This is a genomic window from Stutzerimonas decontaminans (genome assembly GCF_000661915.1).
GTDB lineage: Bacteria > Pseudomonadota > Gammaproteobacteria > Pseudomonadales > Pseudomonadaceae > Stutzerimonas > Stutzerimonas decontaminans.
This window is the reverse complement of record NZ_CP007509.1, coordinates 2141889-2165948: the sequence shown is the minus strand read 5'-3', so window position 1 is coordinate 2165948 and position 24060 is coordinate 2141889. Positions and strand designations below refer to the sequence as shown.

Genomic DNA, 24060 nt, shown 5'->3' with positions numbered 1-24060 from the left:
CCCCGCCGCCGCAGCCTGAAGCCGCAATATCAAAGGACTGCTTTGGGATAGGAGCCCAACACTTTCAGCGCCACGGCTTCCTGACCGATCTTCTCCAGGACATCCTTGATCAGCGGATCCTGATGATGACCGAGGAAGTCGATGAAGAACACGTAGGTCCATTTTCCGCTGCGCGACGGCCGCGTCTCGATGCGGGTGAGATCGATGCGGTTGGCGTGGAATGGCACCAGCAACTCGTGCAGCGCACCCGGCTTGTTACGCATCGAGACGATGATCGACGTCTTGTCGTCGCCGGTCGGCGGGACTTCCTGGCTACCGATGATCAGGAACCGCGTGGAGTTATCCGGGCGATCCTCGATCTTCTCGGCCAGCTTGGTCAGACCGTAGAGCTGGGCCGCCATGTCGCCGGCGATGGCCGCAGAGTTCCACTCGCTCTTGACCCGCTTGGCTGCATCCGCATTGCTGGAAACCGCTACGCGCTCGACATTCGGGTAGTGGGCGTCAAGCCACTTACGGCACTGCGCCAGCGATTGCGCATGGGAGTAGATGCGCGTGATCCGATCAGTCTTGGTCGTCTCACCCACCAGCAGATGATGATGGATACGCAACTCCACCTCGCCGCAGATCACGATGTCGTGTTCGAGGAAGCTATCCAGCGTGTGATTGACCGCGCCTTCGGTGGAGTTCTCCACCGGCACTACGCCGAAATTCACGGCCCCCGCCACAACCTCACGAAACACCTCGTCGATGGCCGCCATTGGCGTGCTGATCACCGCATGGCCGAAATGCTTGAGCGCCGCGGCCTGAGAGAACGTACCTTCCGGGCCGAGATAGGCGACCCGGAGCGGCTGCTCCAGGGCCAGGCAGGACGACATGATCTCGCGGAATAGGCGCGCCATCTCCTCGTTATCGAGCGGCCCGCGATTGAGCTCCATGATGTGCTTGAGCACCCAAGCTTCGCGCTCTGGTCGGTAGAACACCGCCGACTCGCCCTCGGCCAGCGCCGCGGTCTTGACCCTAGCCACTTCCTGGGCGCAGCGGGCGCGCTCACTGATCAGGTCAAGAATGCGCTCGTCAAGGCTGTCGATTCGAACCCGCAGGGCCTTCAGCTGATCGGCGTCGCTCATCAGCCGTGCTCCTTCTCGAACTCGGCCATGTAGGCCACCAGAGCCTCGACCGCATCCAGGCCGACAGCGTTGTAGATCGAGGCACGCATGCCGCCCACGGAGCGGTGACCTTTGAGGTTCAACAGACCGCGCGCGTCGGCGCCGACCAGGAACGCCTTGTCCAGGCGCTCATCGGCCAGACGGAACGGCACGTTCATCCACGAACGCGCATTGATGGCGATCGGATTGGTGTAGAAATCGCTAGCATCGATAGCGCCGTAGAGCATGTCCTTCTTCGCGCGATTGCGCTGCTCCATCGCCTCGACGCCGCCCTGCTCTTTGAGCCACTCGAAGACTAGGCCAGATAGGTACCAAGAAAAGGTTGCCGGCGTGTTGTACATCGAGCCGTTATCCGCCGCGACCTTATAGTCGAGCATGGTCGGGCAAGCGGAACGTGAATGGCCGAGCAGGTCTTCACGAACGATGACGACCACCAGCCCGGATGGTCCGATGTTCTTCTGCGCACCGGCGTAGATCAGGCCGAACTTCGAGACGTCGATGGTTCGCGAGAGGATATCCGAGGACATGTCGACGACTAAGGGCGTATCGCCCACCTCCGGAACCCAGTCGAACTGCAGGCCGCCGATGGTCTCGTTGCTCGCGTAGTGCAGGTACGCTGCGCGCTCGCTCAACTGCCAGTCGTTCTGCCCCGGAATGGCGAAGTAATCGAGGGGTTTGGCGCTGGCCGCCACGTTGACGTTACCGAAACGACGCGCCTCTTCGATCGCCTTGCGCGACCAGATGCCCGTATCGATATAGTCGGCAACGCCATCTTCCGGCAGCAGGTTCAGCGGAATCTCGGCAAACTGCTGGCTGGCGCCCCCCTGCAGGAACAGCACCTTGTAGTTCGACGGAATTGCCAGCAGGTCGCGCAGATCCTGTTCGGCCTTTTCGGCGATAGCGGTGTATTCGTCGCTGCGGTGACTCATCTCCATGACCGACAGGCCCTTGCCATGCCAGTCAAGAAGCTCTGCCTGGGCGCGCAGAAGGACGGCTTCGGGAAGCGCAGCCGGACCGGCACAGAAGTTAAAGGCGCGTTTGCTCACTGCTGTTCTCTCGCTCTTGCTCGATGTTGATTCCCGGGACGCAGCGGCCGGCATCTCTACCGCCCGCCTCGCTACCACCCTTCCCGGTGTGCTGCTGTGGGATAGCGTCCGCCAATCAGTCTTCGTCGTCAGTAGGGACTACATCTGGCGACACATCACCGCCACCGCCCAGTAACTCATCCTCACTCGGCTCGGTACTGACGACGGGCATTTCCTTCTCGAGGGCGTCGTCATCGAGCAACGCTTCGATGTCCTCCAGCACCTCTTCTTCGGATGGCTCCTGCACACGCTCCAGACCAACCAGGTGCTCGCCCTTGCTCAGCTTGATCAGCGTGACGCCCTGGGTGTTGCGGCCCAGCGACGAAACTTCGTCGACCCGCGTCCGCACGAGCGTGCCCTGATCGGAGATCAGCATGATCTCCTCGCCTTCCAGCACCTGCACGGCACCGATCAGCGGGCCGTTACGCTCGTTGGTCACCATGGCGATGACGCCCTGTCCACCGCGGCCGCGGCGTGGAAACTCTTCCATAGCGGTGCGTTTGCCATAGCCACGCAAAGATGCGGTAAGGATCTGCGCGCCCGATTCCGGAATCAGCATGGAGATGATGCGCTGCCCTTCCGGCAGACGCATACCGCGTACACCGCGGGCATTGCGGCCCATGATGCGAACCTTGCTTTCCTTGAAGCGGATGACCTTGCCGCCATCGGAGAACATCATCACCTCCTGGGCACCGTCAGTGACAGCCGCAGCGATGAGGGTGTCGCCTTCTTCCAGCTTCAGTGCAATCAGACCGGACGTACGCGGTCGGCTGAACTGCACCAGCGGTGTCTTCTTGACCGTGCCATTGGCGGTAGCCATGAAGATGTAGGAGCCGGTCGGCTCGTCTTTTTCGTCGCTGTCGGCGTCATCGCTTTCGACGTCGTCCGCATCATCGTGCTCGATGACGAGGCCTTCGGCTTCGTCCAGGTCGTCCTCACCTTCGGCTGCCTGCTTGCGCAGGGCTTCCAGATCCACCTGAAGCATCGCGGTGATGCGCTCGCCGTCGTCGAGCGGTAGCAGATTGACCAGCGGGCGACCGCGCGAAGTACGGGATGCTTCGGGAATCTCGTAGGTCTTCAGCCAGTACACCTTTCCCTTGCTGGAGAACAACAGCAGCGTGGTATGACTGTTGGCAACCAGCAGATGCTCGACGTAATCCTCTTCCTTCACACCAGTCGCAGCCTTGCCGCGACCACCGCGACGCTGTGCCTGGTAGGCGGCCAGCGGTTGCGACTTGGCATAGCCACCATGCGAGATAGTGACGACGCGCTCTTCTTCGGTGATCAGGTCCGCCAGCGTCAGGTCCAGGCGCGACTCGAGGATCTCGGTGCGCCGCGCATCGCCGAAATCGCGCTTCACGCCTTCCAGCTCTTCGCGGATGACTTCCATCAAGCGAACCGGATTGGTCAGGATGCGAATCAACTCGCCAATCTGAGTGAGGATTTCCTGGTATTCGCTGAGCAGCTTCTCGTGCTCAAGCCCGGTCAGGCGGTGCAGGCGCAGATCGAGAATCGCCTGGGCCTGCTCTGGCGAGAGGAAATACTTGCCATCACGCAACCCGAACTGCGGATCGAGACCTTCCGGACGACAGGCATCAGCACCTGCGCGCTCCACCATCGCCTCGACGGCGCTCGATTCCCAAGCAGTGGAAATCAGCGCATCCTTCGCCTCGGCTGGAGTTGGCGAGGCCTTGATCACCGCAATGACAGGATCGATATTGGACAGCGCGACCGCCTGCCCCTCAAGAATGTGCCCACGCTCGCGTGCCTTGCGCAGTTCATAGACGGTACGGCGGGTGACGACTTCGCGGCGGTGGCGAACGAAGGCTTCCAGCAGCTCTTTGAGGTTCAGCGTGCGCGGCTGGCCATCGATGAGCGCGACCACGTTGATACCGAAGACGCTCTGCAGCTGGGTCTGCGCATAGAGGTTGTTGAGGATCACCTCGGGCACTTCGCCGCGGCGCAGCTCGATGACCACGCGCATGCCGTCCTTGTCGGACTCGTCACGTAGCTCGGTGATGCCTTCGATCTTCTTCTCTTTCACCAGCTCGGCGATCTTCTCGATCAGCCGCGCCTTGTTCAGCTGGTAAGGCAGTTCGGTGATGACGATCTGCTGGCGGCCGCCGACCTTGTCGATATCTTCGATATCGGCACGAGCACGGATATAGATGCGGCCACGGCCGGTGCGGTAGGCCTCGATGATGCCAGCACGGCCATTGATGATACCGGCGGTGGGGAAATCGGGACCCGGGATGAACTGCATGAGTTCGTCGATGGTGATATCGGCGTTGTCGATCAGCGCCAGGCAACCATCAATGACTTCGCCCAGGTTATGCGGCGGGATGTTGGTTGCCATGCCTACCGCGATACCGCTGGAGCCGTTCACCAGCAGGTTGGGAACCTTGGTCGGCATGACCGCCGGAATCTGCTCGGTGCCGTCGTAGTTGGGCACCCAGTCGACAGTTTCCTTCTCCAGGTCGGCCAGCAGCTCATGGGCCAGCTTGGCCATGCGCACTTCGGTGTAACGCATCGCCGCAGCGCTGTCGCCGTCGACCGAACCGAAGTTGCCCTGGCCGTCGACCAGCATGTAGCGCAGCGAAAAAGGCTGCGCCATGCGCACGATGGTGTCGTATACCGCCGAGTCACCGTGCGGGTGGTATTTACCGATCACGTCACCGACCACACGGGCGGATTTCTTGTACGGCTTGTTCCAGTCGTTGCCGAGCTCGCTCATGGCGAACAGCACGCGGCGGTGTACCGGTTTCAGGCCATCGCGCGCGTCCGGCAGCGCACGGCCAATGATCACGCTCATGGCGTAATCAAGGTAGGACTGCTTGAGCTCGTCTTCGATATTGACCGGGAGGATTTCTTTGGCCAGTTCGCCCATGGAAGCCTGGTTCCTTATAGTCAGCAGGGTCCTGTAATAAGCGCGGGATGGTAACACAGACGACTGCTATAAACTGAGCCTTGCACGGAGCAAAACCGGCTTGCACACCACGCCCGAGCGCGATCGACCGTTGCTCAGTGCAGCCGTTTGCGGCTCATCAGCTCAGCCAGCTTCGCGGCGTTCGGGCGCTCGACCACACCTTTCTCGGTGACGATGGCGTCGATGAGGTCGGCCGGCGTCACGTCGAACACCGGATTGAATGCCTCGACATCAGCCGCGAAGCGCCGACCATTAACCTCGAGCAGCTCACTGCCGGCGCGCTCCTCGATCTGGATCTCTTCGCCACTCTCCAACGCCATGTCGATGGTCGAACTCGCCGCCACCACCATAAAGCGAACACCGTGGTGCATCGCCAGAACCGCAAGCTGGTAGGTGCCGATCTTGTTCGCCACGTCGCCATTGGCGGTGATGCGATCCGCACCAACGATCACCCAAGAGATGCCTCTGGATTTCATCAGATGAGCAGCAGCCGAGTCGGCATTCACCATAGCCGGAACGCCATCACCGAGCAGCTCCCAGGCAGTCAACCGAGAGCCCTGCAACCACGGCCGAGTCTCATCGACATATACTCGCTCCACCAGCCCCTCGAGATGCGCCGCACGGATGACCCCGAGCGCCGTACCGAAGCCGCCGGTCGCCAACGCGCCCGTATTGCAATGAGTAAGGAAATTCTGCGGATTGCCCTGATGCCGCCGAATGAGGTTTACGCCGAGCTGCGCCATTGCGAGATTTGCCTCGCGGTCGCTGTCATGGATCGAAATAGCCTGGGCTTCGAGCGCCAAGCAAGGGTCTTCACCCGGTTTGAGACGTTCCAACCGCTCACGCATCTGGTTAAGCGCCCAGAAAAGATTGATCGCAGTTGGGCGAGAACCGGCCAGGACACTGAAGTCCTCCTCCAACGCAAACCGCCAGTCACCGCCCGTAGCATTACGAGCGCGCGCGGCAAGGACTAAACCATAGGCTGCAGCAATTCCAATTGCTGGCGCACCGCGCACGACCATATCCCTGATCGCCCCCGCAACCGCCGCGGCAGAATCGTAGGTATACCAAACCTCTTCGGCGGGCAGCTTGCGCTGATCAAGCAACCTCAGCCGACCATCCAGCCACTCGATTGACTTCACCTTTTCCGCAGCAAGCAAACGCTCGCGCATGGCAGCATCCTCCAGATTCGCACCCAGCCCACCGCAACGGATTGAGCGGCGCGCGCAACGCGTGCACAAACGAAAAAGCCCGGTCGTTTCCGAACCGGGCTTTTTCATCTTCGATTTGGTCGGGACGGAGTGATTCGAACACTCGACCCCTTGCACCCCATGCGGGTTATCGACCACCTATCTACTTGTTTTTAAATACTTTTTTAACGGCGCCCTACTGCAATCAACGCCCTACGCTGTTCAACGATGCTCAACGGATCCCCGCAAAACTCCCACCACACCATCTGCTCGCAGCCGAGCCCTCTACTTCCATTTATATGGAGTGTGTGAAGCCTGCCTTGAACCCGGGCTACCACCAGATAATGAGCGATCTGCGCCATTCATTTTTGCACTTGTTGATACTTAAACTTCGACACGCTCCGGTGCTCGCATCGTGAAACACCGCCTTGTTGCCATCGATGCGTCGAACTACCCGCTAATCAGCCCCTGCTGACTACAGAACTGAACGAAGGTCCGGCAGGCCCTGAACGGCCACAGCGCTGTGCTTGCGAAAATCGGCAATGAAAAATCGCCGCCAGCGGTCCCAGCAGCCACATCAAATAGCCATTGCGTTGGCGCTCGGGCGGAAATCGTTCGCTGGACGTAACCGTGTACGTAGAGCTTGGGCACACCCGCCGGATAACCAGGACGGCCCTGGGTAGCGCGCCCTTGCAGAAACCTACGCATGCAAGTAGCGACAGTGACATAGCCTAGATCAGCCGTACCTGAAGCCTACTTTGACGATGAGTATAGAAGCGATCCTAGGGAAGGTCTGAAGTAACCCTGTATTTCCGGTCGACTTCAGCCCTCGCTGCTTTTGAAAGCGGGCCGTCGATCAAAATCGACCAGGTAACCCGCTCAGTTCTCCGTTTTTGGCCGCCGCGAGCACCTCGCAGCAGCCATTTTCCGCATTACAGGCGTACCTCTCCTGCGGTAGTCAGCAAATGTCGGCGCGCCATCCATAGGTTTGACAGCGCGAACAGCGTCACCAGCTGAGCGGTGTTCTTGGCCAGGCCACGGAAGCGCACCTTCACGTAACCGAACTGGCGCTTGATCACTCGAAACGGGTGCTCGACCTTCGCTCGCACTTGTGCCTTGGCCTTCTCGATCTTGCGCTCGGCTTTGTACAGGGCGCTGCGTTTATCGAGCTTCTTGTAGGTGCTGCGGCGTGCTGCGACCTGCCAGATCACTTCGCGGCCAGCATGTTCGGGGCGCTTTTCGACGCCGGTGTAGCCGGCATCGGCGCAGACGACGTTCTCTTCACCATGCAGCAGTTTGTCGACCTGGGTGACATCCGCCACGTTTGCCGCCGTGCCGACCACGCTGTGCACCAGCCCCGACTCGTCATCCACACCGATATGCGCCTTCATGCCAAAGTAATACTGGTTCCCTTTCTTGCTCTGGTGCATTTCCGGGTCACGCTTGCCGTCCTGGTTCTTGGTCGAGCTGGGCGCGTGGATCAGTGTGGCATCGACGATAGTGCCCTGGCGCAGCGACAGGCCGCGATCCCCCAGGTAGCCATTGATTACGCCGAGGATGCCGGCTGCCAGCTCATGTTTCTCCAGCAAGCGACGGAAGTTGAGGATGGTGGTTTCGTCGGGAATGCGCTCCAGGCTCAGCCCGGCGAACTGACGCAGGATGGTCGTCTCGTAGAGCGCTTCTTCCATGGCCGGGTCGCTGTAGCCGAACCAGTTCTGCATCAGATGGATACGTAACATGGCCATCAGCGGATAGGCTGGACGACCACCTTCACCCTTTGGGTAGTGTGGCTCGATCAGGGCAATCAATCCCTTCCACGGCACCACCTGATCCATCTCGATCAGGAACAATTCTTTACGGGTCTGCTTGCGCTTGCCGGCGTACTCGGCGTCGGCGAAGGTCATCTGCTTCATGGAAAAACTCGGCTGGCGGGATCGGCGTATTTCACCAGATTCGGGAAGTCTTTTTCAGACCATCCCTAGAAGAAAGTCTGGACTGGTCACTATTATGCGCACCCTCACAGGACTCAATTATGGTCTCGCTTCCCTCGTTTCTCGTAGCAAAAAACGCCAGATTAGCTCCCCACAAGCAGATGGCACATCGCCATCCAATTGAGTAGCATTGGTTCTTCTCACCTTCAGACTGATGTCCACTCGGCCGGTGTTTTAGAACAAGGAAGTCCCATGTGCCAAGCGACGATATTCTGCCAGAACAGTATCCCCGCCTCATCCTGATCGCTGTTTTCCATCACATTACAGACAGAGTCTTACGAAAGCAGGCTTGGGGATCCTCTCTATATCGCTTCATTTCAGCATCGCTGATGCAATGAGCGCAGCTCTGCAACTGGTCTATCCACCTTCTTTGATTAAAGAGTATTGCCTGTGAACACTCCCTTTGATCCGTCTAAATTCACGGCGCCAAAAGCCAAGCCACTCCCTGTTATTTTCTTGCTCGACGTCAGCGGCAGCATGGGTGGGGAAAAGATTCACAACCTAAATGACGCGGTGCGCGACATGCTAAACGTGTTCCGTGACAACGAGACCAGCGAGACGGAGATCTGGGTTTCAATCATCACGTTCGGCGCTCAGGTGACGCTGCACCAACCCCTGGCCAGTGCTAACGACATCCGATGGCAAGCGCTTGCAGCTGGCGGCACGACTCCGTTGGGTGTCGCACTTGAGATGGCCAAAGCAATGATTGAAGACAAGGATGTCGTGCCATCACGCGCTTATCGTCCCACCGTGGTGCTGGTCTCGGACGGGCAGCCGGACAATGGCTGGGAAGACGCTTTGCAGGCGTTCGTCAGTGAGGGGCGTTCCTCGAAATGTGATCGCATGGCGATGGCCATCGGTGCCGACGCCAACGAGGCCGTGCTCCGTACATTCATCGAGGGCACGCAGAACGCGCTCTTCTATGCAGAGAATGCGAGGCAACTGAAGGAGTTCTTCAAGTACGTGACCATGTCCGTAACCTTGCGCACCAGGTCGCAGACCCCGAACTCCATACCGCCTGCAAGTGCGATCGATGTCCAGCCAGCAACCATCGGCGCCCGACAGGGATCACCGACGTCGGCGGCACAGGTTGCAGAAGAGGACGGAGGCTACTGGTAATGGCACAAGCAATTGGAGATCCCGAAGAGCTAGAGCGCTTTGCGTATGCGTTGCAGCGTTTCACCGACTCGCTCAATGACAGTGTCGGCGCCCTAGATGGAGCGTTCGTGTCGCTCGGTGACACCTGGCAGGACGAGAAACGCTCACAATTCGAAGAAGAGTTCAACATGCTCGTCCAGCACCTCCATCAGTTCAATGCGAGCGCAACAGAACAGGTGCCCTATTTGATCGCACTTGCGTCGCGCCTGCGCGATTACCTTCAAAGCTGAGGACGTCGCAAGGGCAATGGCACTCGTATCCATAGGGCAAGTGGAGAATCTCGAAGACCTCGTGCGCGACCTGCAGGCCGTTCATGAGGCTCTAGAGTCCTCCTGCCGTGCGCAGATTGCTCTGGCAGAGCGAACGTACGAAGGCGCTGAGAACGCCTCGCAACTCAGCGAGGATTTGCTCGACGACGCCATTCAGCAGGAACTAAGCACCAGCCAGGCGTCCGAGGACGCCCAGCGGGCAGTGGACACGGCATACGCCAGTCTCGACGCCGCCGAGGCCTCGCTGTCCAGCTGTGCCGCCCAACCAGTCTTCGAAGACGGGGCAAGCCCTGATTGTTCCTGGGAACATGACCGCACTGTCGAAGCCAGAGCCGAGGTGGACCAGGCATGTAATGCGCTGGAGCAAACGCGCGCCGATCTCGAAACTGCCATGGAGAACCGCATGGCCATGGAACGTCGCTTGGAAATGACTAGGCAGGCTACGACGATGGCCGCGCAGGCACTGGCGCAAGCGATGCAGGAGTGCAATACACGACTTCTCAGCGTCCGCCAGGCCATCGATCGCGGTATTGCACGCCTTTCTGCGGCCCAGCAGGCGCTGGAGGCCTACCTCGCAACCAATCCCGTCGCTGCGGACTTCTATGCCTGGCTGAAGTGGGACCCGGTGAAACAGGGTGGCGTCGTGACACCGGAAGTACTGCGGGATCGAATGAACCTGTCGTCGGAGCATCGGCAGATGCTCCAGGAATATCTGTACGAACGTAATCCTGATTATCGGGCGAAGGTCGACAGATTCCGTGAGCAATGGGTAGCCGCGAATGGCGATGTCGAGCGCAACGGGGTTGTACGCAAGATCCGCATCGAACTGTGTGGCGAGTTCGGTGAACAATTGGCTCGCCACGCCTTGGCCCCAATGGGTGGACGCATCGAAACACAAGGGCGGACGTTCGTTGGCGAGAACGGTCGATACACCAAAACCGACCTACTGATAACCGACTTGCGCGTCCCGGTTGTACTGGGGCGGGGTCAAGGCATGGGAGCACAGGTGGGTGGATCGCTGGCGTTGGAGGTGAAATGCGGCAAAGCCCAATATCTCTACGCGCAGAAGGACCACATGGTGTTCCAGGCTGAAGGACACAAGCACGCGGATGCGCAATTCACGCTCTGCTCGCGGGACATTCAGGACCTTTCGCCCGAGAAACAGAAAGAACTGCGCGATGCCTTGCGAGAGGCGGGCTCGCCTCTGATAGGCATGTTGCCGAGCAAGAACGAGATAGACCTGTCCTGTCTTGATTTCGTCCGTCAGAGCGAGGAAGTACAACCATGAAAGTGCGATTCGCCGTAGTGGATCCTGCCATCCTTGAAGCGGTTCGGGCGGGAGTGGAGCAGTTGCAGCGAGCGGTCAACACCGGCGACATGGATGACGTGGACGAGGCCACTACGCGCTTGTTGGAGTTGACCGCAGGCTGCCGCTCGATCGACCTATCCGAGGAGGAGTGGCGAACGTTCCTGAGCGGAATAAGGCGCGTTTATCCCGAGTTCGAGTCCCGTTACCTGCTGGCGGCCCAGCCGTGTGCTTCGTTGCTCCCAGGCATCGCCAACGATGCGCACGTTTTGGAAATCCCCATGGATGATGAACCGGGAGACTTCGATGTTTGACGATGTCATGGGGTTGATGGTGGGCTGTGCAAACAGGTTCGACGCTGGGGTGCGGGATGCATTCGGCACATCCATCGTCAATGAAGTGCTCTCCCCGATCCTGGAGAACATCGCCTTCCTGCGCAGTTTCAGCGAAGACTACCAGCGTCAGGTTGCGGCCATCCACTGCGTCCTAGCGGAAGCGCAAGGCGTCGGCACGTCACATTCGGAGTGTGATGCATGAAGGGATCACTCGAGCATCCGGACCAGATTGTCTGCAGGATTATTCAAGCCATCGCCGACTATCAAGAAGGGCTGGCCCGCATCGACCGCGAATTCGATGCGGCCGCGACCAGGAGGGAGCAAACCCTCCAGGGTTTACGTAAACCTGGGCAAACGCACCTCGCTGCCCCGGCGCAAGAAGCCGTACGGCGGCTGGCAGATGAAGAAAGAAAGACAAACGCCAGCCGCGGCCAGCGGACAACGGCCTGGCGATCGGCGTTCGTGCAGCGATGGGAAGGAATCGCCACGAACGAAAAGCGTTCGAGTGGGCGGCTCCGCCGCGAACAGCCGGCTTTGGCGGATCTCGTCCCTACAACGCCATGGGCGGTCGCGGATATGCCTGCGTGCCTGTTTCTCGGTTCTCGGCAACTGGGCTTCGAAGATCTCACCTGCTCGACGCCAAACAGCATCCCATTTCCCCTCACCAGCGCGCTCGCTTTTTTGCAAAGCCACACCGGGCACAAACAGTGGGTAACTGGCCTGCTGCTGCGCTTGCTCTCTGCCTTGCCCCCAACGCAGTTGGAGTTGACGTTCATCGACCCGCTGCGACTCGGACAATCGGTCGAGCCGTTCCTGCCCCTGCTCAAGGTCGAGCAACTGGTACCGGCACAACGGGTGCTGACTCGCGCGGACGAGATCGAGTCTGCGCTCGGCCGGCTGACGGACGACGTCGAGGAACTACTTCAGCATCGTTTCAATGACGAATCATCCAATTGGTCAGCGTACAACGCGAAGAACCCCGACTGCCGGCTTGCCTATAAAGCGCTGGTGCTGTTCGACGCGCCGGAGCAACTGTCCGAAAAGAGCCTGTGGTTCCTCCAGCGTTTGTGCGAAAACGGCCCGCGCTGTGGCGTCCTGCCGATCATCGCGATCGACGAGCGCCGCTTGACGGACCAGCGCTACGAAAAATTCCGCGCAACCGCAGCGCAAGCGGTCGCAGCGTTCGACGCCCTTTTCACGCCCTCGTCCGACACACGCACTGGCCTTTCATTGACCTGTAAGCCCGAGCAATGGCCCAGCCAAGAACGGCTAGGACCCTATCTTTTGGCGCTCGCTGAAGAGTGCGCCCGGAAGGCGCGGTTCAGCCGATCATTGGAGGATCTCTGGGCCGGCTTCCACAAGGGCGCCACGACCTGCGCAGGCTTCGACATCCCGATCGGCTGGACGGCCGCCGGCGCGCCCGCCTCCTTCATCCTCGGTGCCACGACGTCCGAACACCATGCATTGCTCGCCGGCAAGACCGGGTCAGGCAAGTCGAACCTGCTGCACGTCCTGATCCACTCTCTGTGCCAGCGCTATTCGCCAGCGGAAGTCGACCTTTACCTGCTGGATTACAAGGAATCGACGGAATTCAACATCTATGCGGACCCGCCCCTCCCGCATGCCCGGCTGGTTGCCACGGAAAGCGATCCCGAATACGGCGTCACGGTCCTTCGGCACCTGGTGGGCGAAATGCAGAGGCGCGCACGCCTGTTCAAGGACCACAAGGTGTCCGACTTCGCCGGATTCCGCGCAAGGACCGGTGAACGGTTGCCCAGGAGCCTCCTGGTCATCGACGAGTTCCAGGTGCTCTTCGCCGGCACACGCCCGGTAGCGGAGGCCGCAGAACAACTCCTTTCGCAACTTTTGAAACAGGGGCGCTCATTCGGCATTCATGTCCTGCTCGCGACGCAGACCCTCAAAGGCATCAATGCCATGTCCTTGGGCAGCATCACCACCCAACTGGGCTGCCGCATCGCTCTGGCCTGCGGCCAGGAAGACTCGGCGATGATCCTGGGCGCGAACAACTGGGCCGCGTCGGAACTGCAGAGCCCGCCCGAAGGCATCATCAACAATGCCAACGGGGCCAGGTCCGGCAACATCAAGTTCCTGATACCCCTGGCAGACAGCGACGCGTGCCGCAAGCACATCAGCAAGCTGGCGGAGCACGCCGCGCTCCTGCGTATGGAGGACAAGACCCGAATCTTCAATGGCGCCAGCCTGCCTGAGCCGCCTTCCGCCAGTACCTACCAGAACGTCTGTGCACGCGAGGGCGCCCTGCTCCTCGGGCAACAGCTGACGTTCGACGCCGACATGCTCACGGTCCCGCTCATTCAGCGCCCGGCCTTCAATATCCTGTTCAGCGGTTACAACGATGCCATCCACGATGGTTTGCTCAACGCAACGTTGTCCAGCCTGGCTGCATCCAACCGTTTCGACGAGATCATTTACTTCAACGCTCGCGGCGTCACCGCGAACGGCGGGTTCACCTCAGCCACGCGCGCGTCCGGCAGTCCCGTGCAGGTATTCGACGACCTCGCGGCACTCCCGTTGCAGGCGGTTGCCGACGCCATCGGCAGTCGCCGCGTCGCGTTGATCATCGACGGTCTCGATTCAGAAAAACTGCTACATCCACCGACCGCCTTCAGGGCCCCCAAGCCGGGTGAGCCGCCCTCTCCCGGCGATCTGCTCAAGCGGATTGCCGAGGATGGTCCGCGCCAGGGGGTGTTCGTGCTCGCCTTCGTCGAGCGCTGGCAGCGCTGCGCATCGGCATGCAAGGACCTTCTTTCGTGCTTTGAACTGCGCCTGGCGTATTGCATGACTGAAGACGACGCCGGCTCGCTTGTCTCCACCGGCATCGGCAAGTTCAAAGGTCTCGAAAAGCCAAACCGGGCCGTTCTGGTGAACCGCATGACCGGTGAGACGACGTGGTTCCGTCCCTACGTTGCCAGGAGTTCCCTATGAAGAAGTTTCTACTCACCTGGTATGGCATCACGGATTTTCGCGCATCGCTGGGATTCGAAAGCACGGAAGGTCCGATCGCCGCAGCGCTGGCGGCAGAGGACTATAGCGAAATCGTCATTCTTGGCTACACGCGAAGCGACCTCCAGGATCATGCGCCTACACCGGCCTGCGCTGACCTGGCGACGCGGCTGGCAGCGATCCATGCCGCCAACCAGCAACATGATCGGGGCGTGACCAACGACTTCATTTCCACCTTCGCCAATACCCCCGCCGCCCACGAGCACTACCTCCGCTGGCTAGAAGCGCAATTGCAGAAGTTCGGCAGGCACTCGTGCATCTCGCTCAAGAGCGAAACGCTCCGCGAACTGAACGATTCAGAGGGCATCTACGCCTGTGCCATGCGCGCCCTGGATTTCGTCGCCAAGGCCGCCGGCGAGAAACTCGTCACGCTATACCTGAGCCCGGGCACACCGGTCATGGCGTTCATGTGGGCACTGGCTGCGCTGGCCCATCCTCACCTGAAGAAACGCCTTATCGTCTCGCCCGTTGTCGGCAAGCCTCCCGAAGCCATTGCCCTGCCTGCCGAATGGCTCGAGCGCCACGGTGCCAGCCAGACGGCGATAGGCAACGTCCACGAAGGGTTCGCCGTGACCTATCACCTGTTCGGGGAGCAACGCATGCCGTCGCTGCTAGGCATCCGCCAGTTCGCCTCGGACCGGCATGTGTTCGTGAACTCCCAGGACTTTCCAGCGACCTGCATGCGCGCGTTCATCCAGGATGCAGACTTCTATGAACTCCCCGTCGACCCGTGGGATGCCAAGGACGTACAGGAAAGGATCATTGCCCATGCCAGGACCTTGCCGCCAGGCGCGCGTATCGGCGTGAACCTTACGGGCGGCACCAAGCTGATGTTCGCAGGCGCGCTTTCCGCAGCCAGGGCACTGGGTGCCGTGCCCTTCTACTTCGACAGCCGCAACCAGCGCGTGACCTATGTCGATAGTCTGCATCGGGAAATCATCCGGCCCATCGACTCGATAGAAACCTTCCTGCTACTCAACGGCGATGGACTGAAAGTGTCGACCGCCGAGCCCCAGGACGAGTTCTCGGCGGACCGATGCCGCCTGACCAGAACACTGTGGAAATACCGAAGCAAGATCGCTGACGCCTACACCGACTTGTGCAGGTTCAACAACGAACACGAAAGATGCCTGCAAAGAGATGAGCCACTGACACCGTTCCGCATCGAATGCCACGGTTTCGTCTTCGCCTTCACCCGGGAAGCCGAGGCATCGGTTGTGGGCAACGGTCTGAACCTGCACTTCAAGCACTGGACGGGTTTCGCCAAATACATGTCCGGTGGCTGGTTCGAAGAGTTTGTCTATCTACAGTGCAAACCCTATGAGGAGCGCGGCATCATCCGGGACCTCCGAATCAACCTCACCCTGCAACTCAACCAGGGCATGACCGGTTCATTTCACCGCGACGTGCAACACAACGAGCTCGACGTCACCTTCACCGACGGACATTCGCTCTACATCGTCGAATGCAAGGCGGGCAAGGTCACGCAGGAGCAAGTGATGAAGCTGCAGAACCTCGTCCGCTTCTATGGTGGCGTCGAAGGTCGTGGAATCGTCGCCTGCTGTTTCCCGCCAAGGTCGGACTCGGTACGGAAAAAAATCAGCGACGCGAAGCTGGCACTTTGTTGCGGCGGTTCGTTCCTGGAGCAACTCAATAGCTTGATGAACGGGATCGCCGCACGCACCAGGCTGGCCAGGGAGCCGGCATGACGCTATTCCTGGTGTGCGACACCTCCGGCAGCATGAGCGAGGGGGGCAAGCCATTCATCACGAGGACGGCGGTCATGACCATCGCCCAGTGGATACATCTGGCGGGAGGACAGGAACAGATCAGGTTGTGTGCCTGGGGGAGCGAAGCCGTCTTCAGCGACTGGACCATGACCGACGATTACCCGGAGCACATGCGGGTTTGCAGCGGTACCTCCAGCGCAACCGCCCTGACCCGCCTGCTGGGTGATTCACCCGACGGAAAAGTATTACTCCTGACCGACGGTTTCTGGTCCAGCACCGAAACCCGCCACCTGAAACAGTGGCGGGCGGGGCTTCCCCACGACTCGGTGCGGTTTATCAAGACCGGCGCGGACGCCAATCCGCAGCTGAAAGGCCCGGACGTTTTCCTTGCCGAGGACCTGTTCGCAGCGCTGGACGGGTGGCTGGAAGCACCCTCGGCATGATGTTGTGGAGGAGCTTCGGCGCCAGCGTTCCAGGCCCCGCGCACCTGGCCGCCGGCATCCCCAACCAGGACGCATGGACAGCCTCCCACCGTAGCTGGGGAGATGCCATCGTGGTTTCCGACGGCCTTGGCTCGAAGCCGTATTCCAGTTTCGGCAGCAAGGCCGCCTGCCAGGCTGTAGCACAGGCTTGCCGCTCCCGCGCCGGAGCAGCCTCGGCGTCCCTACTGCAACGCATCACGTCGAACTGGCTGTCTCTCGTCGCACCACTCGAACCCCGTGATTGCGCCGCCACGTGCCTGTTCGCCTTCCGGGCGGGGAACGGCGTGATCCACTTGGGAATGCTGGGCGATGGCCTGGTCGCAGCTATCAGATCGGATGGTTCGGTGATGACCCTGACTGATGACAAGTCGCAAGGCTTTTCCAACATCACGTCAGCACTGTCCCAGCGCGTCTCAGAGCGGCACTGGCAGATCACCTCGCTGCCGGAGCGGGATTGCCTAGCCATCCTGCTCTGCTCCGACGGCGTAGCGGACGACCTGGAGGACATCCCCGGCTTCGTGACCGGTGTAATCGAAGCGCATCGTTCGCTGGCCGCCGTCACTGCCAGCCAGCGTCTTCAAGCGATGCTCGAGCACTGGCCCACCCCAAAGCACAGCGACGACAAGACCATCGCCTGTCTCTGTCGCGAGGAGATTTCCCATGGACAAGACTGAATGGACACCGCCGCTGTGCGACGAATATGGTAATCACCATGCGCTTGCCGATGAACTCGCCAGGGGTGGGCAAGGCGTCGTCTTCCGCACCAAGGACGCAGACCTGGCCATCAAGCAACCGCTCAACCCTCAGGGTGAGCCGGACACCAACATCAACCTGCGTCATCGCTTCCAGAACATCCGCCTGCTGCCCCTGCCGCCGCGCATTCCACTGTCGTTGCCCCTGGCCATCCTGCGGGATCAACCGGGGTACGTGATGCGCCTGCTCAACGACATGACACCCTTCACCGTCTTCGATCTCGACGGCAAAACGAAAAAGGACCTCGAAGAGCAGCAGTTCACCCTTCCTGGATGGCTGGCTGGCGTCCCTGACAAGGACCTGGCGTTGCGTCTCATCCATTACGCTCGCACGGGCTCGACCCGCCGTCGCCTGTTCGCGCTGTCGGAGTGCGCAGCCATCCTCGCGCGCCTGCACTGCTCGGGAATGGTCTACGGCGACATATCCAGCAACAACGCCTTCATTGGTGCGCAATCGAACGATGTCTGGCTCATCGATGCGGACAACCTGCGATTTGAAATGGCCAGCGGAGGTATCTCGGTCTATACCCCGGCCTACGGCGCGCCGGAAGTGGTGCGGGGCACCGATACCTCGCGCCCACGCTCGGATTGCTGGTCATTTGCGGTCATGGCCTTCAAGACTCTTGCACTCTGTCATCCGTTCATCGGCAAGACAGTACTGGAACCCGAGGAAGACGACAGCGGCTGGGACTCCGAGCCAGACGAAGATGGCCAAGCCGCTGACCTGGATGAACAGGCGTACGCGGGATATCTGCCCTTTATCGATGATGCGGAGGATGATTCCAACGCCGGGCGTGGCGGGCTGCCGCGTGAACTGGTCGCCACGCCCGGGCTTCGCCGGCTTTTCCAGGAAACCTTCGGAGCCGGAAGACTTCAGCCGCATCGCCGTCCAGCCATGGCCTTCTGGGCGCTGGAACTGAAAAAGGCGTTCGACCGCTCGCTGCACTGCGGTGCCTGCACAATGAGCTACCTGGCAGACGAACACACCCGCTGCCCTTACTGCGGCGCACCCCGCCCGCCGTTCGCCTGCGCCCGGACTTCGCGGGGTGAGATCGTGATTCCCGCCAGCGCCCGGCACTTCCCCCTGCCGCATCGTCTTTTCCATCCTTTCTCATTCGAGCATAACGAGACGCAGGCATACGAAGTCGACATCGATTTCACCGCCAGGACCGCACGTCCTGTACGAGGAACCCCTGCTTTCCCCGATACCTTGACCTTTACATTTGAGGCGGGTGCGCAATGAAATTCCAGGACATACCGGCCGATATTCTTTCCATCCGCGTCCGACTGGCTGACCACTGCACGCAGGACTGGCGCGACCAGGCCGTCTACTCGATCGAGTACGATCTCTCGCGCCCCGGTGAGTTCGACCTGCGTCTCAAGGACGCAATGATCGCGGTGCAGACCGTCACAGCGATCGATAATCGGCGGTTGAACGCCGAGCTCGCCATTGGCCGCGCGCTGCTTGCGCAACTGGCCAATCGTGCTGCCGACGGCAGCATGGAACTTCAAATCGCCTTTTTCTCCGGCCCGTGCCTGGAGATGGGTGAACTGGAAATCGGCGTGGACGAATATGCCGAGAAGGCAATGGCAGGCCTCGAGCGCCGCAGAAATGGACTCAAGGGTGAGCCACTCTACAAGCTGCTGGAGCGCCGTTTCTGCTTTCGACAAGGCGACAGCGACTTCTTCTTCCTGACCGCAGGTCCGGCCATCGACGAGATCCTCAAGCTGGACCCGGTCCAGGAAGAGGAAACGGCAGCAGGCGGGGACGACATCGACCTGGCGCCAGACCCGGAATCACAAGCCGGCCAGGATGCAATGCCCGGCGACACACAGCCAGCTCGAAGCGAGCAACCAACCCGCAACAACTCGTTCTGCATCAGCGGCGATGGATTGCGCTTCGTTGCGACAGAGACGCCGTTACCCCAGGGCAAATCGATTTTCCTCACCACGCGCTTGACCAAGGCACGCAAGCACCCGGACCGCGCTCTACGCCTGGTCCGAGGCAAGCTTCACTTCGCTGACTGGAGCAGAACCGGACATATCCGGCTCCTTGCCAAAGCCCAAATGACAGCCTTGACGCAGACACACGTCAGTTACTTGAGAAAATGGGACGAGTTCGGCGACCTCGAAGGCGAACTGCTGCTGGAGAAGGCACGTCAGGTGGGGGTCTTGCACGTTGCCGGCGCAGTCGAGAACAGAGACGGAACCGTGGCCGTACGCGTGGCCCAGGCCTCCGAGGCCGCCCTCAAAGCCCTGGATAAAGGCCAGGTCGGCGAACTCCGGTCGGTCGAGGAGCTCCCGGACTATCTGCTTGACCCCGCCCTGCTCTTCAAGGACTTCGCCAGCGGCATCGAGCGCTCTGCGGACAATCCCCCCTCTTCACCCCAGGATGAACCACAAGCCAACCCTAAGCATTACGAGGTGATCGAGTTCGACAAGGCATCGAACACGCTCAAGCTGAAGACTGAACGGCTTCCAGAAAAGTCGGGCATGCTCATCCTTTCACTCGCAGGCGAAGTTGCCCAGATCAAGCGCCGCCTGGTGGCGCGCCGGTTGATTCTCGAAGGCCGGGCAGCCAATCCCCAGCTCGGACCGCTGATCGAGGAAAAAGGCGTCATTACTCAGACTCGTAGGCCGTCACCTGTGGAGCCGCTGACGGCGTTCGTCCTGAACAAGGTCTTCAAGAGCACGCCCACGCCAAAACAGCTAGATGCCATAAGCTGTGCCTTGGAAACGCCGGACATTGCCCTTATCCAGGGACCTCCCGGAACCGGCAAGACCACGGTCATCGCTGCCATTCTCGAGCGCTTGAATGAAATGGCGGACAAGCGTGGCGCCACCATAAGGGGCCAGGTGCTGCTGACAGGGTTCCAGCACGACGCGGTCGAGAACATGATCGAACGCCTGTCGCTCAACAGCCTCCCCGTTCCAAAATTCGGCAAGCGCGCCAATGCAGCTACGGAGAACGCCAGCTTCTTCGAGGAACAGCTCGATGGTTGGTGTGGAAAACTCGCTACCGAATTGCGTGAACGAAACCCACAGATCGCCGAAATCGAGCAAGAAACGGAAATCAGGCACCTGTACCTGCAATACAACCAGACGCCGACACGGGTACTCGGCGCCCGCCTTGCAGGTCGGATCGCAGCGCTCGGCATTACGGTCCTGGGCGAGGAGCGGGTACGTCAAGCCGAGAACCTGCAGAAGAAACTGTGCCTGGAAGAAAAGCTCAATGACGCCAACCACCAGTGGCTCGACGTGGTGCGTCGCCTTCGCTGCCGGCCTGAAAGCTTTGCCGACGACGGTCCCGAACGCGCCGCCGACGCGCTGGCCGATCTCTCCGATGTGCTGGACAGCGAGGACCTTGCGCTGCTGGACGATGCCAGCCTGTGGCGCAACGAAAATGACCTCCCGTCTTTCCTGCCGCGGTTGGTAGCACTGAAGAAGAAGTTGCTGACCCGCTTCAGCGCACCTCCCGTTTTTCGCATCGAAAAAACCAATGACGAGATCGTCGCCCTGGCAAACTTCGCAATCGAGCAGATCAAGCTCAAAGGGTACTCGGGCCGCGACAGGAAATCCGCCGCGCTGGCCGAGTTTCTCGCCCAACTCGACAACAATCCTCGCGCCATGCTGGAGGCTGTATCCGACTACAGCTTCGCTTTCGCCGCAACGTGCCAGCAAAGCGTCAACCGAAGCATGCAATTCCAGAAGGGCATTCGGGGGGGCGACACCAACCTGAACCAACAGCAATTGGAGTACGAGTATGTGATCGTCGACGAAGCCGCACGCGTCTCGCCACGTGACCTGATGGTGCCGATGGCACAGGGCAGGCGCATCATCCTGGTCGGCGACCACCGCCAGTTGCCGCATATTATCGATGACGAGGTCGCACGCCGGATGGAAGACGGCGAAAACGGCCCGTCGGAAACCGATTGGCTAAAAAAATCGATGTTTCACTACCTGTTCTCGGAGCGCCTGAAGACCCTGGAGGAAGGCGACAAAATCACTCGTCGGGTCACACTGGACAGGCAATACCGCATGCATGAGCTGCTGGGCGACTTCATCAGCCGCAATTTCTACGAGCGCTTCGACCCTTCCGAGAAGTTCGACTCCGGAAGGCCTCCAAGCGATTTTGCCCACGCCCTCCCCGACACCGGAGGCAAACCCGCCGCGTGGCTGGCGGTACCCGTGGAGAAAGGCAAGCACCAACGCAGCGGAACCAGCTGGATTCGGCAGATCGAGGCCACTTTGATCGTCCGCCAGCTACTCGCATGGATGAATTGCGAGGCTGGCAAGGACTTAACCTTCGGGGTGATTTCCTTCTACAGGGCGCAAGCCGAATACATCAGGCAGCAGCTCGGCACACTCGGTGACAATGACAAGCGACTACGTATCGGTACGGTGGACTCGTTCCAGGGCATGGAGTTCGACGTGGTCTTCCTGTCGACGGTTAGGACCGTGCCACAGCCGTGGAAATCCGCCACCGATGACCGCGAGAAACAGGCGCAATCACTATTCGGTCACCTTTGCCTGTACAACCGCCTGAATGTCTCGATGAGCCGCCAGAAGAAACTGCTGGTGGTAGTCGGCGACCCGGGCCTGCTGGAAGGCGACCTTGCAGCCGAGTTCATTCCCGGGCTCGTTGACTTCTATAAGCTCTGCCGCGAACAAGGAGTCGTGCTGGAATGTTGAAGCTCCTGGATTACGGCACCCCGGACCCCTTCGGGGCAACCGTCGGCCGACGCCGCAATCTGTCCTGGCCCGTCGACGCCTACCGGATCACCCTGCCCAAGCCTGACGAAGACGGCCTGAGCCTCAACCCGTTCGAGCAGGTCATCCTCAGCCTGCTCGCCCTTGGAAACATGACCTCACAGGCACTGGCCGAGGAAACCTGCATTCCGCTCGACCTGGTCAAAAGCATCCTGTTGCGTCTTCGGGACAGAGGGTTGATCGACGATTTCAACGGCGTCCTTGAAGCATCCGGCAGCAACGCTGCAAGCGAAGCCGGCGCTACGGCATTCGTGACCGCGCTGCTGTTTCGCGAGCTCGTCAGCGGGCAGGTCCTGCCCTTCATGCAACTGCTGGAACACCAACCGTTGCGCAAGAAGGAACAGAAGCAGGCCGCCTACAAGATTCGCGCTCTCGCTGCCGCGCAAATGCCGCCCACCCAGCGGGATGTGATCAAGGTGACGCGAGCGATGCAAAGGAGGGCCGCGGCGTTCGGGAAAGCGGAGCGAACGCCTGCACTGCACAAGATCATGATCGTGGAGCAGCCGGAACGGTATTACCTGGACTGCCCTATCGCCATTCAGAAAAGCGACGGCGAATTCCGTATCGCAGATCCCTTCGGCAACGGGTTCTCACTGGTGCTCGAACGGGCATTCGAACAGTTGCTCGAACAGGATGAATACGCAACGGAGTGGCTGGGCAAGTGGAAAGCCTCACTGAGCCAGCCGCGCTCGCCATCCCAGGATCCCCGTATTAAAGAACCGTTCGACACGCCTGCCAACCAGCAGCGATACCCCAAGCTCATCAGCAACTTGCGGCTGCTGCCGAACGCCGCGTTCCGCTCGATCGCCCAGCTCTATGCCGCCGTGGAGTGGTCATTGTTCTACGCCTGTGCCAAGCGCCCCTTCGAAGGTGATATCGAGCGCTTGAGATTCACCCCGCAGGCGGAGCATGCGCAGTTGCTCGGTCGGGCGGCCACCGAGGTCGGGCTGTTACCACCGGGATGCGGTTTCAGGCCTGTTCGGGAGGGCAAGCTGCGGGACTTCCAGGAGGGAAAGGCAGAGCTGGAAACGGTGCTTACCTTGAGCATCCTTCGCGCGCAACTCGATGGTTCTCACCCCTTGCGACGCCTGGCTGCGCGCGACCCTGCACTCATCAGCCGCCTACTCGAAATCAAGAAGGCGCGTGACGAAAAGGGACATGGCAAAGGCAGTGCCGACGCCCCGGAATCGGAGTTGCTGGCAGAACCGCTGGTGCGCGAGATCATCGAGATCTTGCTGCAGGAAGTGACCTTCACCCGCGAGCCGACCGCCAGCAGCAACCCTGACGCCTACGCGGACGTCTTACTGGATGCCCGCGCGAGCATCCAGGACGAGTTCGGCTTCGGCGCATTCAACCGCCTCGGGACGAACGTGAAGGAGCGGCTCGTCCATGCCGAACGGGTCTTCCTGTCCTGCCAGGAGGGAGACGATGCCCTGGCGTTCGTCCGCGACCTCTATGCAGCAATGCAGTCCGTCATCGAGCTGTCGCTGAACCGTTGGCTGCCACCGGACATGGCAGATGCACTGCTGATCGAGGCTGCGCAAGACAGGGCCATCGGGTCCGGCTTGTGCCATCGGCTGCCTCCAAGCCTGCTCACCGTCAGGGCTTCGGCTGTACGCCAGACGCTGCAAGGCAGCGGCCAGTCGCTCGGGGCCTGCATGATCGCGTTCCTGCTGATGGCTGACGAGCTGGTCCTCAAGTCGCTCGCGGCGACCCAACCGTCCTTTGTCGACGATGTAGCCGTGAACATCGTCAGACGCGGACACGGTAATGAGCCACTGCCATTAGCAAGCACAGATGTCGCGAAGCTGCGCAAGGCATCGTACAAAATTATCAAAGCACTGATCGAGGTTTAGGA

General features: G+C 60.4%; 17 protein-coding genes. 12 read left to right on the top strand and 5 right to left on the bottom strand.

The genetic code is table 11. The annotated features are described in order from the left end of the window. Positions 1–29 precede the first annotated feature (29 nt). From pheA to UIB01_RS10045, 5 genes are all read right to left on the bottom strand, one after another. Entirely contained in the window at positions 30–1127 is a 1098-nt protein-coding gene (gene pheA / locus UIB01_RS10065) for a prephenate dehydratase (RefSeq protein ID WP_038659659.1), read from the bottom strand. Continuing rightward, positions 1127–2212, bottom strand: coding sequence for a 3-phosphoserine/phosphohydroxythreonine transaminase (serC, locus tag UIB01_RS10060; RefSeq protein WP_038659656.1), 1086 nt, complete (start codon positions 2210–2212; stop codon positions 1127–1129). The genes pheA and serC overlap by 1 nt, the downstream gene beginning before the upstream one ends. Before the next feature lie 115 nt (positions 2213–2327). Then, on the bottom strand, positions 2328–5138 hold the full coding sequence (gene gyrA, locus UIB01_RS10055; RefSeq protein ID WP_038659653.1) for a DNA gyrase subunit A: 2811 nt from the start codon (positions 5136–5138) through the stop codon (positions 2328–2330). A 134-nt stretch (positions 5139–5272) separates the two neighbouring features. Beyond that, positions 5273–6349 carry an S-methyl-5-thioribose-1-phosphate isomerase gene (gene mtnA / locus UIB01_RS10050; protein ID WP_038659650.1) on the bottom strand — a complete coding sequence of 359 codons (1077 nt, stop codon included), beginning with the start codon at positions 6347–6349 and terminating at the stop codon, positions 5273–5275. A gap of 950 nt (positions 6350–7299) precedes the next feature. Next, entirely contained in the window at positions 7300–8280 is a 981-nt protein-coding gene (locus UIB01_RS10045) for an IS5-like element ISPa16 family transposase (RefSeq protein ID WP_038659648.1), read from the bottom strand. A gap of 468 nt (positions 8281–8748) precedes the next feature. Between UIB01_RS10045 and UIB01_RS10040 the strand changes: the two genes are divergently transcribed. The 12 genes from UIB01_RS10040 (at position 8749) to UIB01_RS09985 (ending at position 24058) form a co-directional block, all read left to right on the top strand. Further along, positions 8749–9477 (top strand): vWA domain-containing protein, encoded by a 729-nt coding sequence (locus tag UIB01_RS10040; RefSeq protein ID WP_038659645.1) that lies wholly within the window; start codon positions 8749–8751, stop codon positions 9475–9477. Further along, positions 9477–9746, top strand: a complete 270-nt coding sequence (locus UIB01_RS10035; RefSeq protein WP_038659642.1) for a WXG100 family type VII secretion target — start codon at positions 9477–9479, stop codon at positions 9744–9746. The genes UIB01_RS10040 and UIB01_RS10035 overlap by 1 nt, the downstream gene beginning before the upstream one ends. A gap of 16 nt (positions 9747–9762) precedes the next feature. Then, positions 9763–11073 carry a hypothetical protein gene (locus UIB01_RS10030; protein ID WP_038659639.1) on the top strand — a complete coding sequence of 437 codons (1311 nt, stop codon included), beginning with the start codon at positions 9763–9765 and terminating at the stop codon, positions 11071–11073. Further along, on the top strand, positions 11070–11405 hold the full coding sequence (locus tag UIB01_RS10025; protein ID WP_038659636.1) for a hypothetical protein: 336 nt from the start codon (positions 11070–11072) through the stop codon (positions 11403–11405). The genes UIB01_RS10030 and UIB01_RS10025 overlap by 4 nt, the downstream gene beginning before the upstream one ends. Next, positions 11398–11628, top strand: coding sequence for a hypothetical protein (locus UIB01_RS10020; protein WP_038659633.1), 231 nt, complete (start codon positions 11398–11400; stop codon positions 11626–11628). Before UIB01_RS10025 ends, UIB01_RS10020 begins: the two co-directional genes overlap by 8 nt. Next, positions 11625–14390 (top strand): FtsK/SpoIIIE domain-containing protein, encoded by a 2766-nt coding sequence (locus UIB01_RS10015; RefSeq protein WP_038659630.1) that lies wholly within the window; start codon positions 11625–11627, stop codon positions 14388–14390. Before UIB01_RS10020 ends, UIB01_RS10015 begins: the two co-directional genes overlap by 4 nt. A gap of 230 nt (positions 14391–14620) precedes the next feature. Next, positions 14621–16177: a Card1-like endonuclease domain-containing protein gene (locus tag UIB01_RS10010; protein WP_230585306.1), complete on the top strand. Its 1557-nt coding sequence runs from the start codon at positions 14621–14623 to the stop codon at positions 16175–16177. Further along, positions 16174–16641 (top strand): hypothetical protein, encoded by a 468-nt coding sequence (locus UIB01_RS10005; RefSeq protein ID WP_038659624.1) that lies wholly within the window; start codon positions 16174–16176, stop codon positions 16639–16641. Before UIB01_RS10010 ends, UIB01_RS10005 begins: the two co-directional genes overlap by 4 nt. Continuing rightward, entirely contained in the window at positions 16638–17354 is a 717-nt protein-coding gene (locus UIB01_RS10000) for a PP2C family serine/threonine-protein phosphatase (RefSeq protein WP_038659620.1), read from the top strand. Before UIB01_RS10005 ends, UIB01_RS10000 begins: the two co-directional genes overlap by 4 nt. After that, the gene (locus UIB01_RS09995) at positions 17341–18675 is read left to right on the top strand and encodes a protein kinase domain-containing protein (RefSeq protein WP_038659617.1); all 1335 of its coding nucleotides are present in this window, start codon (positions 17341–17343) and stop codon (positions 18673–18675) included. The genes UIB01_RS10000 and UIB01_RS09995 overlap by 14 nt, the downstream gene beginning before the upstream one ends. Then, positions 18672–22124, top strand: a complete 3453-nt coding sequence (locus UIB01_RS09990; RefSeq protein WP_038659613.1) for a DEAD/DEAH box helicase — start codon at positions 18672–18674, stop codon at positions 22122–22124. The genes UIB01_RS09995 and UIB01_RS09990 overlap by 4 nt, the downstream gene beginning before the upstream one ends. Then, on the top strand, positions 22118–24058 hold the full coding sequence (locus UIB01_RS09985) for a hypothetical protein (protein ID WP_196247255.1): 1941 nt from the start codon (positions 22118–22120) through the stop codon (positions 24056–24058). The genes UIB01_RS09990 and UIB01_RS09985 overlap by 7 nt, the downstream gene beginning before the upstream one ends. The last annotated feature ends 2 nt before the right edge of the window (positions 24059–24060 follow it).